Origin of the sequence: Hymenobacter sp. YC55, from assembly GCF_029433095.1 — a bacterium.
In the GTDB taxonomy this organism is placed as follows: Bacteria; Bacteroidota; Bacteroidia; order Cytophagales; family Hymenobacteraceae; genus Hymenobacter.
Genome location: NZ_JARNTX010000013.1, coordinates 28,440 through 42,103 on the forward strand (window position 1 = coordinate 28,440; position 13,664 = coordinate 42,103).

A 13,664-nucleotide genomic window follows, 5' to 3' on the forward strand; every position below is an offset into this window, starting at 1 on the left:
CGCTCCGACCAGGGCAGCCAGGACACGGCCCCGCTTCCAAGGCCTGGTTGCCCAACCCTCATTCTTAATTTCCAGCGCGGAGCAGGGCCCCGCCACTGATAAAAACTTGCCATTCATTTAAAGTCGATCCCATCGCTGCTAAAGGGTATATCTTATCCCGCTTTAGTATAAAAACCTGAGTATTTAAAAACTGTCAACCCCCGGCCCACTAGCAATTCTCGAGAGCACATAAAAGTATATTTCTTGAATAATGGCTTTTGTGCGTTTTTATACTCTTATTGTTAAACTATTTTGTAAAGCTTCTAACTTGGTACAGTCGATATTAGGAACGCCTTTCTTATTCAATAAATAGGAAGTCGCTGGGGATTGGTCGCCACAAAACTTAACTGCGAATAATGCGACAATATCCTATTGGGTTGGGGGCGTTGCGTCAAGCCATTTACCCCATGTATTGAACTCGAAGCGCAGTCTTTGCTAGCGAGCACAGGGTGAAGCCAGATCGCCCAGTAAGATTCTTCGACTTGGTCAGGTAGCGCCGTTTCTTGCCTGCGGCGCTACCTAACCAAGTGGGCTTTGCGGTTTCCACGTAACTAGCACTGGCCTCGCCTCGCACTGGCAGCGTAATGCTGTTGCCAGCACGGCAGCCCGACTGGGCTACCAGCGCCCCCACACTACCATTAGCGCGGCGGCCAGCAGTACCAGCAGCAAGGGCAGGCAGTTGTACTCGCGTTGCTTGCTGTGCACGAGCGCGGCCGCGGCGAGCACCAGGGCCAGCGCCCCGGCGGCCAGGGCCGTCATTTGGGGCCAGTAGCCGCTTATAGTCGGCAGCACTACCCCCGCCGCCCCGAGCAGCTCTAAGGCGCCCAGCGTCCGCAAAAACGCCAGGGAGAAAAAACCGGGGCCAGGGGGCGCACCCGGGTTGCCGGCTGGGTGAGCTTCACGCCGCCGGCCAGCACAAACACGGCGGCCAGGGACCCGTAGCGATGTAGCGATGGAACCGTGGAGTTGGCCGATAAAGCGGGATAATCGTAGAATAAATGTGCCAAAGGGTACCTCAACGGTATTGCAGGTAAGCGGCCGTGGCGGCGGCGACCGGTTCACCAAGCAACTTGCCCACGATGTGCAGTGAGGCCTCAATGCCCGCGGCGGCGCCCGCAGCCGTCACAATGCGGCCATGCTCCACAAAGCGCGCGGGATACTCGATAGTGGCGGTAGGTACTAATTGGGCCAGTTCCTGCACAAAGAACTGGTGCGTGGTGGCCCGGTGGTAGTTTAGCAGCCCGGCCTGCCCGAGAATGAAAGCTCCAGTGGACACCGATAATACCATTTCCGCCTGCTGGGCGCGGCTGTGCAGCCAGTGCAGCACCGCTTGGTTGCGCATAATTCGCTGAATGCCCACCCCTCCCGGTATCACGAGCAAATCGGCCCTCGGGTGATTGTTAAGGTGATAAGCGGGCAGCAGGCGCAGGCCCTTGCCCGTGCGGACGGACTTGATTGCGCCCACGGTGAAAACTTGGAAGGGAGGCTCGTAAAACAAACCTACCGTGTTGACCCCAGCTAGCCTAAACACTTCCGCCGGGCCGGAAAAGGCCAGTAAATCGACTTGGTTGAACAGCAATACCGCAACAGTACGCATGGTGGGGTGGGATAGAGGCAAACCGAGTGTACAGCAACGCTAACGTAGAGGCCGGAACAACTTGGTTGAGGGACAAGGCTTACCCAAGCAGTTGCTACTTGCCAGCGAAGTCGCCATTTCTTCTGTGCCGCTACATGCCGGAAGCACAAGTCCGAACTGGCAGTTACTGCTTCCTGCCCGAATAAGGAAGATTTTTGCTGTGTTCCCGGCTAACAGCAGCGGAAGCTCCAAGGGCAGATCGCCAGGGGTTAGTGGCTGTTTTTGGGGGTGACATTTGCCCTTGATGGAACTGCTAGCTGGTGGGACGGGGCATAATAGGCTAGGTGGAATAGCTTTTCTTCCTCCAAGTCGAGTTGGCCTTCCAGATATCGGATAACTTCCGCGTCGTAGTGCCCCAAGCGCCTCAGCTTGTGCAATTCCAGCCGTTGGGCCCGGAGCAAGTCGCTAAAGATGTGGTGGTATTGCGCTACTTCCGCTTCCACGCGGTTATCGGTGAGTAAGGCCAGGCGCTGGCTGGTGAGTTGTACTTCTTTTTCCAGCTTCCTGCCCAGCGAGTTCACTAGGCTGTTGTGCTGCTTTTCGCGGCGGTAATGCCGCTGCAAATAGCCTAGCGAAGTTTGCGCCAGGTGCTGACGCAAAGCCATCTGTTGCTCGTGTTCGGGCCGCGCCGCGTCGCGGTCCTCCACCCCAATCCAGCGGATAAGCAGCGGCAACGTGAGGCCCTGCCCCACGAGGGTGAGCAAAATAACCACGAAAGTGATAAACAGAATTAAGTTACGCTGAGGAAAAGGCTGACCACCCGGGGTAAGCAGGGGGATGGACAGGGCCGCGGCCAGCGACACCACCCCGCGCATGCCCGCGTAGCCTACGATCAGCGGACCCCGCCAGCCGGGGTTGGCATCGCTCACCGCAATGAAACGGCTCATAAAGTGGCTGAAGGGCGAGGCCAGCAGCAAAAAGGCAATGCGGGTCAGCACGAGTACGGCCGTAACCAGCACGCCGTAGCCCATGGCCTCGAGCTTGGAAAACGCGCCGAGCTCGTTGACAATGACGGGGAGCTGCAAGCCGATAAGCACGAACACGGCCCCGTTCAAAATAAAGCCCAGCGAGGCCCAGGTGCTCAACCCTTGCCGACGGTTGCCGGGGCTAAAGAGGTGGGAACTGTGGTAGGACAGTAGCAGCCCCCCGCTAACCACGGCCATCACGCCCGAAACGTGGAGCGTTTCAGCCGCTACGTAAAGCAGGTGGGGCGTAATGAGCGTCAACACGGTATGGGCGCTCGGGGAAGTAGGCAGCCAGCGGTGCAAAGCGTAGAAAAGCAGCGCCACCCCGAGCCCTACCGCAATACCGAGCAAGGTCACCAATAGAAAGCTAGTGGCCGCCTGCTGCCAGCTAAAGACGCCGGAAAGCACGGCCGCCAAGGCAAACCGAAACACTATCAAGCTGCTAGCATCGTTGACCAGACTCTCCCCTTCGAGAATGGCCGTGATGCGCCGGGGCAGCTTCATCGTCCGCATGACGGACGTGGCGGCCACCGCATCCGGGGGGGACACCACCCCGCCGAGTAAAAAGCCCAACGCCAGCGTGAAACCCGGGATTACGGACCAGGCAACCAGGGCCACGACGCCGGAGGTGAGCAGCACCAAACCGAAAGCTAAAAAGCCAATTAAACGGCGCCAGCGCCAGAATTCCTGCCAGGAAGTAAACCAGGCGGCTTCGTAGAGCAGGGGCGGCAGGAAGATCAGAAAAATCAGATCCGGCTCCACCTTCAACGGGGGCAGGCCCGGAATAAAACTGATGGTGAGCCCGCCCACTACCAGCAAAATCGGATACGGCAGGCGCAGACGCTCACTGAGCATCACCAGTAAGCATACTGCCATCGTCAGACCCAAGCACAGCAAGAGGACGTGGTGCATTCGCAGCGAAAAGGGAATGAGCTAGGAGCAATCAAAAAGAAACCACCTCGTAGGGATTCTAGGCACGCGGGGCAGCTTTAGGGCGCAGGTTCTTCTCGGTACAAGACCATGCCGGCGTGGTAGAGCACGCCCCGGCGAAAGTCACCTTCGGCAGTGAAGCCCGTGTCATCGACGTAGTCGATGTGGTGACCGGTGATGGTATAGTAACCTTGATAGGCGCTTTTTCGGTGGCCGCGCGCCTCGTCGTAACGGCCGTTAGGCAGTAGTTCGTGGCGGATGTGCCCGTCCTGCGTGACCCACATACCCACGTAGGGATGAGCTAGCGGGGCAGCGGCAGGGGTACCGGTTGCGTTCTGGGGAGCTTGTTTCATAGGGTTAGCTAGGCGGTCAGGGTAGCGTATTTGCGCAGCCTTAAAGCAGCTTGTCGCGGGTGATGGGCAGCTCGCGCAGGCGGCGGCCAGTGGCGTGGTACACCGCATTGGCAATGGCCGCCGATACGCCCAAAATGCCGATTTCTCCGACGCCTTTAGCGCCCAGGGGGTTAACGATATCATCTTCCTCCTCCACGAATATGACTTCCAACTCGCGGATGTCGGCGTTGACGGGCAAGTGGTATTCGGCCAGGCTGTGGTTCATAAAGCGGCCGAAGCGGTGGTCCATCACGGTTTCTTCCATCAAGGCCGCCCCAATACCCCAAACCATGCCGCCGAGCACTTGGTTGCGGGCCGTTTTGGGATTAAGAATGCGCCCCGCGGCCACGCCTTCCACGAGGCGGGTAACCCGGACGGTGCCGATTACCGGGTCCACCTGCACTTCCACGAAGACTGCGTTGTGGACGTTCACCGAGTACTGCTGCTGCCGCTTGGCATCGGGGGAGGCCGTTACTTCCGCTTCCAAGTGGGGTAGGCGATGGGCCCGCAGCACCTCGGAAAAGCTGATTTGAGTTTCCGGCTGACCAAGCAGGCCGAGCTTGCCGTCGGTGAACTCTATTTCACTGGGACCCGCTTGGCGCCAAGGCGAATCGGGTAGTTGCTGGGCCAGCGTCAGTAGTTGCTCGCGCAATTGCCGACAGACTTTCTGCACCGCCGTTCCCACCGAGCCTGCGGTCCAGGAAGCGCCTTGCACGGGTGCCGCGGGCATCGTGGACTCGCCCTGCCGGAACGTTACCGCGCTCAGGGGCAAGCCAAGGGTTTCGGCGGCAATCTGGCAGATCACTGTGGCCGTGCCGGTGCCAATATCACCGTTGACGCCGTTGACGACCGTTAGTTTCCCGTCCGCCGTAAGGGTGGCCTGGGCGCCGGCCTCCGCTTGCGAGGAGTCCCACACGCCGCTGGCCATGCCCCAGCCTACCAGCAAGTCACCGTGGCGCATGGAGCGAGGCTCGGGGTTGCGCTGCGCCCAGCCGAACCTTGCCGCAGCCTGCTGGTAACACTCGCGCAGCTTTTTGCTGGAAAAAGGCTTGTCCATCAGGCCATTACGGTCGGCGTAGCTGCGCAGGCGCAGCTCCACGGGGTCGAGGCCGGTTTCGTAGGCCAGCTCATCTAGCGCCACTTCCAGGGCAAACAGGCCGGAAGTAGGGCCCGGGGCCCGCATGGAAACGGGCGTCATCACATCCAGCGGGGCCAGCAGGTGCTCCAGCTTTACGTTGTCGCAGCGGTAGAGCACCCCCGACCAGTGGGTGACGGTTTCCGCGTAGGGCTCGAACTGGGACGTGGCCTGCAGGGCTTCGTGGTGCAAGGTGGCCAGGGAGCCGTCGGGGTTGGTGCCTAACTTCACGTGCTGCAACGCCAGGGGGCGGTAGCTGAGGCTGAACATCTGCTGGCGGGTGAGCGTTACGCGCACCGAGCGTTTGAGGGCCAGCGCCGCCATAACCGCCAATGGCACCTGGTAGTTGGGCCGCAACGCCAGCCCAAAGGCGCCCCCCACAAAGTAGGAGTGCACCTGCACGTTCTCTTTCTTCAAGTTGAATACGTTGCAGATATACTGCTGGCTGTTGAAAGTGCCCTGGGTTTTGTCGTACACCGTCAACTGGCCGTCGCCGCGCCATTCCACCGTGGTAGCGAAGGTTTCCATGGGGTTGTGGTGCTGGGTGGGGTGGGCGTAGTCGCCCGCCACCCGGTGGGTGGCGCTAGCCCAGGCCTGCTCGGGTAGACCCCGGCTGGGCGGGTAGTCGTAGAAGCCGTTGGCTTGGTGCGGGGCTTTGAAAGCCGCCCCCCGCTGCTTACTAAGGTCAGTTTGATGGGGCTCCTGCTCGTAGTCTAGGCGCAGCACGGCCGCCGCGTAGCGAGCCAGCTCGTACGTTTCGGCCACTACCAAAGCCACGGGCTGCATGTTGAACTTGATGGTGGCGTCGAAGAGCGGCCGGAAAGGAGAGCCGCCCGGGGCCAACTGGTCCATGTAGCAGTTGTCGTCGTCCGGCAGGGGCAAACGATTCTCGTGGGAAAACACAGCCAGCACTCCCGGCAGCGCGAGTACCTCGGCGCTGTGCACCTGGGTGATGCGACCCTTGGCAATAGGACTGTTGACGACGTAACCGTACGCGAGGCCTGGCACCACAAACTCGCCGGCGTAGGTAGCCGCGCCCGTCACTTTAATTGCGCCGTCGACGCGGCTCGTGGGCTGGCCAATCAGAGTGGTTGAACTCATAGCAAAGAAGGCTAGGGCCTGGTCGCGGCCAGGCAGATGTTGGAAATAAGTGGCAGGGCAGAGTCGCTAGGCCCAGGGGAGGGCCCGCGGCCCGCGGGGCTCGGCAGCGGCTTGCTGCAGGGCGCGCACGATACCGCGCTTGGCCAGCTCGATTTTAAAGTCGTTGTGCCCGTAGCCCCGCGCCCCGCGCAGCAAGTAGCTGGCGGCTTTGGTGAAGGTCGCTTCCGTGGTGGGCTGGCCAATCAGCAACTCCTCGGCTGCCCGCTCGCGCCAGGGCTTGTGGGCCACCCCGCCCAGCGCCACCCGGGCCTCGGTGATGGTGTCGCCGTCGAGCTCGAGGACCGCCGCAATGGAAACCAATGCAAAAGCGTAGGAAGCCCGGTCGCGGATTTTCAGGTAGTGGTAGTGCTGGGCGAAGCCTTGTTTGGGCAGTTCGAGGGCCGTAATCAGCTCGCCCGGCTTGAGGTTGTTGTCCTGGTGCGGCGTGGAGCCGGGCAGCCGGTGAAAATCGGCGAAGGGCAGCACCCGCTCGCCCTGGGGCCCCTGCACGCACACCAAGGCATCGAGAGCGGTCAACGCCACGCACATGTCGGAAGGGTGGGTGGCAATGCACTGCTCACTAGCGCCCAGGATGGCGTGAATGCGGTTGAACCCTCCAAGCGCCGAGCAGCCCGAGCCGGGCTCGCGCTTGTTGCAGGGCGTAGTCAGGTCGTAGAAATAGTAGCACCGGGTGCGCTGCATCAGGTTGCCGCCGTTGGTGGCCATGTTGCGCAGCTGAGCGGTGGCTCCCGACAAGATGGCCTGCGAAAGCAGGGGGTAGCGCTTTTCCACTTCGGGGTGGTAGGCGGTATTGGCGTTGGTGGCCAAAGCGCCCAGCCGCAGGCCCCCTTCCGGGGTGTCTTCGACAAAAGCCAAAGGCAGTTGGTTTAAACCAATCAGGTGGGCCGGGCGGGCTACGTTTTCCTTCATCAGGTCCAGCAGGTTGGTGCCCCCGGCTATGAAAGTTGAGTGCGAATGGGTTGCCTGCTCGCGCACGGCTGCCGCCGCGTCGTTAACGCTCGAATACGAAAAGGGGTGCATATGCTAGGCGGTTTGGGCGTCCACTACTTCCTTGACGGCCGCCAAAATGTTGACGTAAGCGCCGCAGCGGCACAGGTTGCCGCTCATCTGTTCCCGAATCTCATCCTCGGTGTGCGCTTTGCCTTCGTAGAGCAAACCCTGGGCCGAGCAAATCTGGCCGGGCGTGCAGTAGCCGCACTGAAACGCGTCGTGGTCGATAAACGCCTGTTGCAAAGCACTCAGGCTGGTTGCCGTGCCCAGGCCTTCGATGGTGGTAATCTGCTGACCTTGCTGCATCACGGCCAGCGTTAGGCAGGAGTTGATGCGCGTGCCATTCACCAGCACCGTGCAGGCCCCGCACTGGCCGTGGTCACAACCTTTTTTGGTGCCCATGAGGCCGGCGTACAGGCGCAACGCGTCGAGTAGGGTAGTCCAGGGGGCGAGGTGGAATTCCCGCGGCTGGCCGTTGATGGTCAGGTGGACGCTGCTCGTTTCGACGGGGCTTGTCAAGCCGAAAGCTGCGCGGGTTGGAGCTCGGTACTTCCCGAAAGCGGCGGGCGCGGCAGTGATTTCCGAAGCGGCAGGCAGGGTTGATTGCCCGGTGGAAGGAGAGTCTTGATCGTCGTTCATAAGGCTATCAGCTTGTGAAGTGGATACTGCTGCTGCCTGCAACCCGCGGTACGAGTGCGGTACAGCTCAGGTAAGCAAAAGTAGATTCCCCCGGAAAGCGATGCTCTCGCATTCTTGCGCAGGTCAGCCGGATTCTTGCGCAATCAGCTGCTTCACTTCCTGTGAGCCACCAGTAAACTACCAGTAACCTTGCCCTGCTGCCCTGGCCCTGGAAAGCCCGCTAAACTTTGTCGGCAGCTCTAGGCCACCGCTGAAATTCGGTGGGCGCGCAACCAGTATGGCGCTGAAAAAGCTGGGCGAAGTGGCCCAGGCTGCGGTAGCCCACCGCGTAAGCCACTTGCGTGACGCTGTGGTCGGTACTGCGCAACAAGTGCACGGCCCGTTCCATGCGCTGCTGAATTACGTACTGGTTGGGACTTTGGCCCGTGGTCTGTTTGAAAAGCCTACAGAAGTGGTAAGGACTCAGGCAAGCCTCCGCCGCCAAGCTTTCCAGCAAAATGGGTTCGGCTAGGTGCGCCTGCACATAGTCCCGCACCAGACTCAGGCGCTGGGGTAGCAGCTTGCCCCGGTACTCGGGCACTTGGTAGCTCCGGGCGCAATGCTGGCGCACCAGCTGCACGGCCAGCATGCGGGCAGCCGTATCGGCATACAGCTCGCTCTGATTTTCCGGAGTCTCCAACTCCTGCGCCAAGGACAAGCTTAGTTGCCGCAAAAGCGGGTCCGGAATGCAAGATCCCTCCCGAAGCTTCACTTGCGCGGCATCGGCCCCGCTTTCAGTTGCGGCCGTAAGGGCCAGCAGCTGGTTGCTTAAATACAAAGAAACGCAGCGGGGCGCTTGCGCCACCAAGCTGGTCCAGCTTTGCTCGTAGGCTTGCCCGTGCGGGCCCGTCAGAAATAAATCGCCTGTTTGCGCCTGGTAGCTGCGCCGGGGGCCGTCATCCTGAAGTTCCATGCGCATGGCGCCGGCCGTGAGCACAATTATCTGCGTTTCCGCGACGGGCTGTACCTGAGTGGGGGGCAGGTGCAGGGCTTCCTGGCAGGTGCGCACTTCCAGGTGCGCGTAGCGGCGGCGGCGCAGTACGTGCGACTCCGTAGTAGGAAGGACAAGCGGCTGGGCAGTAGGCGGCAAAGCAGGAGAATGGGAATGGGCCATAGGGTTGTAGTTCTCTTCTTGATGTAGCGCACCCTAGCGATGAAGCTGCTGGAACTCAACGGGTGAGCATTTGGTGTGGCGCTGAAAAAGCTGGGCGAAATGACCGGGGCTGCGGTAGCCCACCGCGTAAGCTACTTGCGTGACGCTGCACTCCGGCAAGCGCAACAGCTCCATGGCCCGGGCCATGCGCTGTTGAATAACGTACTGGTTGGGACTGAGCTTCGTCGTTTGCTTGAACACCCGGCAGAAGTGGTAGGGGCTCATACAAGCTACCGCGGCGAGGTCTTCCAGCAGAATGGGCTCCTCTAAATGGGCCTGCACGTAGTCGCGCAGCATGCCGAGCCGCGCAGGAGAAAGTTTACCCCGGAAAGTAGGGAGGCGGTAGGAGCGAGTGCAATGCTGGCGGACCATCTGCACGGCCATCATCTGGGCGATGGTGTCGACGTACAGGTCGTTGGAGGCTTCCGTCTTTTTCAGCTCCTGGGCCAGCGCAAAGCTTAACTGCAGCAGCAGCGGGTCGCTAATGTAGGCTCCGCCTAGCATTTCTATCTGGGTTACGTCCACTTCCATTTCGGTGGCTGTCCGGGCCAGCAGCTCATTGCTCAGGTACAGGTGCATCGTGTGCAGCGGGTCTTTGCTCAGGGGCATCCATTCCACGTCGAAGCCTTCCCGCTGCACCCCCGTTAGGATCATGGTGCCGGGTTTCGTTTCGTGGCGCTCCTGCCGGTCCCGGTGCGTAACCCCGACCCGTTGGGCGCCGGAAAGCTGTACAATCAATTGGGTTTGCTCGACCGGGTTAATGGAAACCGGCGCGACCAGCAACGGTTCCCGGTGCAGCTGGGCGCTCAAGTGCTTCCACTGCTGCTTGGCCAGCACCTGGGTTTCCATTATGTCCACCAAGCTTTTGTCGGGCTTCCAAAGCCAGCCCGGGGTGCGGCGGTGCCCAAGCCCGCTGCTCATTTTCGTGCTGTTACCTAGCTGCATGACGAAGTCTGATTCGTGTACCAACGCAAATTATCGAACATTGCGCAATCTGTATATTTGTTTCCTGCTATCCCTTTCGGGCAACTAACTAGCGCTGACCACTAACCGGCGCGTTTTCAGGCCTCAGGCCAGAAAGTACGCCAGGCAGCCTGGTGTAGGAGCGCAAGAATCCGGCGGTGTTTAGCAAGGATCGGAAGTTGGGGCGGGCGTACTTGCCGCCCTGCAACTCAGTGACTGGTCTTAGGGGGGAGAAGCCAGCCAAGCAGGAAGCGCAGAGTGATACCGAGTCCCTAAATACTATCGTTCTGCTTGCTTTTGCAAGCGCAAGAGCTAGTACGACCCGCCTTGCGGGCTAAGACGAGGCTACTTTCTTGCTGCTGACTGTCGGGGCACTGGCTCCGGGGCCTTGTGCCCTAGTGCCAGCATCCGCTACCCTTGGCCTACCCTTGGTGCTGCCCACCCCTGGTTGGCTGTTTTACGGCCTTGCCTATTTTCACCTTTTCACTGCTTTACTACTTATGTCCTGCTACGAAGCACTCCGCATCTATATTGAAAGCTACTGCCGGGCTACCATGGACGCCACGGAATACCAACTCATCCAGCAAGTGTTTCAAGTCCGAAAAATTCGCAAAAAGCAGTTTTTGCTGCGCTCCGGGGATATCTGCTGCCACACCGGCTTTATTGTGCGGGGCGCCATGCGGCAATACCGCATCGACCGCCGGGGAGGTGAGCATATCGTGCAGCTAGCCATCGAAAACTGGTGGATCAGTGACCGGGAAAGCTTTTACCGGGGGGTTCCTTCGGCCTATACAATCGATGCCTTGGAAGACACGGATCTGCTGGTGTTCACGCAGGAAGGCTTCAACACCCTGCTCAAGCAGGGCCCGTGCTTTGCCCGCATGGTAACGTTGTTGGACGAGCGCAACACCATTGCCATTCAAAAGCGTCTGCTGGCCGCCCTAAGCCACTCGGCGGAAAGCCGTTACCTGGATTTCCTTGACCAGCACCCCTGCTTTGCGGGTCGCTTTCCTCAGCACATGCTTGCGTCTTACCTGGGCATTTCCCCCGAGACGCTGAGCCGAATTCGCAGGAGCATCGAAGACAGAGCCCCGGAACTACAACCCGGGCTTTAGTAACCGTTATCGCCGTCGAGCGCTTCGTTTACCTGCTTACAATATGCCCAACCTAGCCTTGCTTTTTTCGCCGAGAGGGCAGCTTTTCCGCACGGTCAGCGGTCTGCTGATGGCCAGCTTCCTGCCGGCGAGACTTCAGGCGCAAGGGCTACCCCTAACTTCGACTGGTTTCCTGCCCGACGCGGCCGAAGAGCAGTGGCCGATGCGCCCAGACACGCTTGGTCGCTTACCAGCAAAGTCGCGGCCGTGGCGAGCCGCCAAGGGTGCTTTCACTTGGGGAGGGCAGTTGCGGGAAACCTACGAAAACTACCAAGGCTATTATTGGGGCTTAGGCCAACAAGACCGTAACGGGTACTTTTTGCAACGGATTCTTGTGCACGCGGACGGGCGCTGGAACGCGCGCTTGCGCCTGTACGGGGAATTGCAAAGCAGCTTGCTGTGGGGGCGCAACGGCGGCCCTCGGCCGGTGCAGGATCTAAACCAACTCGCCGTTCAGCAGCTCTTCGGAGAAGTACGGGTATGGGAAACCGGACCAACGAGCGTAGACCTGCGCTTCGGCAAGCAGGTGCTGCACTACGGCCAAGGCACGCTGCTCGATCTTCGCGACGCCAACGTTCGGCGTTCTTTTGTGGGGGTGAAGGCCATCCTTCGGCGCCGAGCTCTGCGCGTCGATGCCTTTCTGATGCGTGCGGTGCAAACCCAGCCCGGCCTGTTCGATGACCAGGCGGATGCCACCCAGCAAGTGGGTGGTATTTGGGTAACCCAACGCAAAAGCAAAGCCACGAGCGCGCTTTTCCATGCGTATTACCTGGTGGTGCGCCGAGTGCAAAGCCGCTTCACTCAAGGGGTGGGGCCGGAAACCCGGCACACGGTAGGAGCAGCCTGGCAGTATCGCCAAGGAGTCTGGAGTGGCTATTCGGAAGTTGACGGGCAAGCAGGAACTTTTGCCGGTCACCCACTTGCGGCCTGGAAAGCCGCTCAGCAAGTGACTTACACGGTGCCGGCTCGTTTTGCCCCGGCTTTTTCCTTGCAGGCCGCCATTTCCAGCGGTGACGCCAACGCCCAGCACAAAGAACTGCAAACGTTTAATCCCCTCTATCCCAAAGCCATTTACTACGGCTTCATCGACAATATTGGCTCGGCTAATGTGGTATTGGTACACCCCAAAGCAGAAGTGGCATTTCTGCCGCGGCTAAGGGTAGTGGCTGGCTACTACCGGTTCTGGCGGCAAAGCACACAGGATGGCCTGTACGCCCCCAATGGCGCCTACCTACTGCCTGCCCTCACCCAGGAGCGCGCCATTGGCCAGATGCTGGATGGGGTGGTTAGCTATGGTCCCTCAGCGGCTTGTGCTCTACAGCTAACCAGTAGCTACTTTATCCGCGGGCCTTACCTGCGCGGGCAACCTGGCCTTAAAGCCAATATCTTCTTTACGGGCCTGCGGGCGACGCTCACTTTCTAGTGTTCCGCACAGCCAGATCAACACCGGAATCTAGTTGCTTGGGGGCCCCTGTTTCTTGGGATTCGGTTAGCTGGCAGCAGTGCTAGCCCAGCCTATCTGATGAGGCCAAGCTCGGCAGGAGATAGGGGTGGCGGAAAAGGGCAACCGTACCCATCCTCTTGAGCACGATTACCCCGAGCAAACCGCTGCTTTCTTAACGTAGGAAGTGCTGCCGCACCCCGCTAGAGAGCTTCGTCAGGTTAAGCCCCGGCCCCGACACTACCGAGCAGCTGCCACTCCCAAGCTAGGGCAACCCCGCCGCCGCCGCCATGCTCAAGCATGATCTTCGCCACTGCCGGTACCGTTTCTTCCCGGGCCCAGTCGCGCTGCAATTCTGCTAGCACGGCAAACCAGGTGATTGGTACGGCCCCAGCCTGAATCATGCGTTGCACGGCCATGTCGTGGGCTTCCTTGGTTACCCCACCCGAAGCGTCGGTTACGAAGAACACGTCGTAGCCGTCGGCTAGAGCCTGGATAACCGGCATCGCCAGGCAGATTTCGGTGTAAAGACCAGCCATGATCAGGGTTTTGCGGCCGGTCTTTTCAACTGCTTCCACTACGCGCTCGTCCTCCCAGGTATTGATGGTAGTGCGGTTGATAGGTTTCTGCTCAGGAAACACCTCCTGCAGTTGCTTGAGCAAATAGCCCCCGCGCTCTTCTACCACCGTCGTCAGCAGGGTAGGGATGCCGAATGCTTCGGCCGTTTTAGCTAGGCCCACCACGTTGTTGATGATCAGCGTCGTGTCGTGGCTGTGCAGGTTGGCAAATTGGAACGCTTGGTGATCGATAAGTACCAGGGCGCAGTTGTCAGGAGAGAGTAGGGCTTCCAGGCCCGTTTTGGCGGCACGTACAGTTGTCATTCGAAAAAAGAGTTGGAGGTGAAAGGCTATTTTCTTCGGTTCAAAGGTGCCACCAACCTGCCGCCGCATGCATTGACTCACATCAAGGAATACCCTTGACATAAGTCAAGAGTCCTGAAACTGCGTACCATATTCATTTGAAAAAA

13 protein-coding genes are annotated in these 13,664 nt (G+C 59.8%); 2 read left to right on the forward strand and 11 right to left on the reverse strand.

The window, feature by feature from the left end; translation table 11 throughout:
* Positions 1-654: 654 nt before the first annotated feature.
* The 10 genes from P1X16_RS30905 to P1X16_RS30950 all read right to left on the reverse strand — a co-directional run bounded on the left by P1X16_RS30905 (position 655) and on the right by P1X16_RS30950 (position 10,000).
* The gene (locus P1X16_RS30905) at positions 655-876 is read right to left on the reverse strand and encodes a DoxX family protein (RefSeq protein WP_277236637.1); all 222 of its coding nucleotides are present in this window, start codon (positions 874-876) and stop codon (positions 655-657) included.
* Positions 855-1,046, reverse strand: coding sequence for a hypothetical protein (locus P1X16_RS30910; RefSeq protein WP_277236638.1), 192 nt, complete (start codon positions 1,044-1,046; stop codon positions 855-857). The genes P1X16_RS30905 and P1X16_RS30910 overlap by 22 nt, the downstream gene beginning before the upstream one ends.
* A gap of 8 nt (positions 1,047-1,054) precedes the next feature.
* Entirely contained in the window at positions 1,055-1,636 is a 582-nt protein-coding gene (locus tag P1X16_RS30915) for a DJ-1/PfpI family protein (protein ID WP_277236639.1), read from the reverse strand.
* A 248-nt stretch (positions 1,637-1,884) separates the two neighbouring features.
* The gene (locus tag P1X16_RS30920; protein WP_277236640.1) at positions 1,885-3,552 is read right to left on the reverse strand and encodes a Na+/H+ antiporter; all 1,668 of its coding nucleotides are present in this window, start codon (positions 3,550-3,552) and stop codon (positions 1,885-1,887) included.
* A 77-nt stretch (positions 3,553-3,629) separates the two neighbouring features.
* Complete coding sequence (locus P1X16_RS30925) at positions 3,630-3,923, reverse strand: Atu4866 domain-containing protein (RefSeq protein WP_277236641.1); 294 nt, start codon at positions 3,921-3,923, stop codon at positions 3,630-3,632.
* A gap of 40 nt (positions 3,924-3,963) precedes the next feature.
* Positions 3,964-6,198: a xanthine dehydrogenase family protein molybdopterin-binding subunit gene (locus P1X16_RS30930; RefSeq protein ID WP_277236642.1), complete on the reverse strand. Its 2,235-nt coding sequence runs from the start codon at positions 6,196-6,198 to the stop codon at positions 3,964-3,966.
* A gap of 66 nt (positions 6,199-6,264) precedes the next feature.
* Positions 6,265-7,278, reverse strand: a complete 1,014-nt coding sequence (locus tag P1X16_RS30935) for a xanthine dehydrogenase family protein subunit M (protein ID WP_277236643.1) — start codon at positions 7,276-7,278, stop codon at positions 6,265-6,267.
* A 3-nt stretch (positions 7,279-7,281) separates the two neighbouring features.
* Entirely contained in the window at positions 7,282-7,887 is a 606-nt protein-coding gene (locus P1X16_RS30940; protein WP_277236644.1) for a (2Fe-2S)-binding protein, read from the reverse strand.
* Between the two features lie 220 nt (positions 7,888-8,107).
* Positions 8,108-9,040 (reverse strand): AraC family transcriptional regulator, encoded by a 933-nt coding sequence (locus P1X16_RS30945; RefSeq protein WP_277236645.1) that lies wholly within the window; start codon positions 9,038-9,040, stop codon positions 8,108-8,110.
* A gap of 33 nt (positions 9,041-9,073) precedes the next feature.
* A complete protein-coding gene (locus P1X16_RS30950; protein ID WP_277236646.1) occupies positions 9,074-10,000 on the reverse strand; it encodes an AraC family transcriptional regulator in 927 nt (308 codons plus the stop codon).
* A gap of 542 nt (positions 10,001-10,542) precedes the next feature.
* Between P1X16_RS30950 and P1X16_RS30955 the strand changes: the two genes are divergently transcribed.
* Complete coding sequence (locus tag P1X16_RS30955) at positions 10,543-11,157, forward strand: Crp/Fnr family transcriptional regulator (protein WP_277236647.1); 615 nt, start codon at positions 10,543-10,545, stop codon at positions 11,155-11,157.
* A 43-nt stretch (positions 11,158-11,200) separates the two neighbouring features.
* A complete protein-coding gene (locus tag P1X16_RS30960) occupies positions 11,201-12,619 on the forward strand; it encodes an alginate export family protein (protein ID WP_277236648.1) in 1,419 nt (472 codons plus the stop codon).
* A 239-nt stretch (positions 12,620-12,858) separates the two neighbouring features.
* Here P1X16_RS30960 and P1X16_RS30965 read toward each other — a convergent pair whose 3' ends face one another.
* Positions 12,859-13,518, reverse strand: coding sequence for a hydrolase (locus tag P1X16_RS30965; protein ID WP_277236649.1), 660 nt, complete (start codon positions 13,516-13,518; stop codon positions 12,859-12,861).
* Between the last annotated feature and the right edge of the window lie 146 nt (positions 13,519-13,664).

What these genes read in the sequence shown, in the direction of transcription:
- P1X16_RS30925 (WP_277236641.1), bottom strand. Translation starts at nt 3,923, where the DNA reads ATGAAACAAGCTCCCCAGAACGCAACCGGTACCCCTGCCGCTGCCCCG.
- P1X16_RS30935 (WP_277236643.1), bottom strand. Translation starts at nt 7,278, where the DNA reads ATGCACCCCTTTTCGTATTCGAGCGTTAACGACGCGGCGGCAGCCGTG.
- P1X16_RS30945 (WP_277236645.1), bottom strand. Translation starts at nt 9,040, where the DNA reads ATGGCCCATTCCCATTCTCCTGCTTTGCCGCCTACTGCCCAGCCGCTT.
- P1X16_RS30940 (WP_277236644.1), bottom strand. Translation starts at nt 7,887, where the DNA reads ATGAACGACGATCAAGACTCTCCTTCCACCGGGCAATCAACCCTGCCT.
- P1X16_RS30955 (WP_277236647.1), top strand. Translation starts at nt 10,543, where the DNA reads ATGTCCTGCTACGAAGCACTCCGCATCTATATTGAAAGCTACTGCCGG.
- P1X16_RS30965 (WP_277236649.1), bottom strand. Translation starts at nt 13,518, where the DNA reads ATGACAACTGTACGTGCCGCCAAAACGGGCCTGGAAGCCCTACTCTCT.
- P1X16_RS30960 (WP_277236648.1), top strand. Translation starts at nt 11,201, where the DNA reads ATGCCCAACCTAGCCTTGCTTTTTTCGCCGAGAGGGCAGCTTTTCCGC.
- P1X16_RS30915 (WP_277236639.1), bottom strand. Translation starts at nt 1,636, where the DNA reads ATGCGTACTGTTGCGGTATTGCTGTTCAACCAAGTCGATTTACTGGCC.
- P1X16_RS30950 (WP_277236646.1), bottom strand. Translation starts at nt 10,000, where the DNA reads ATGAGCAGCGGGCTTGGGCACCGCCGCACCCCGGGCTGGCTTTGGAAG.
- P1X16_RS30920 (WP_277236640.1), bottom strand. Translation starts at nt 3,552, where the DNA reads ATGCACCACGTCCTCTTGCTGTGCTTGGGTCTGACGATGGCAGTATGC.
- P1X16_RS30930 (WP_277236642.1), bottom strand. Translation starts at nt 6,198, where the DNA reads ATGAGTTCAACCACTCTGATTGGCCAGCCCACGAGCCGCGTCGACGGC.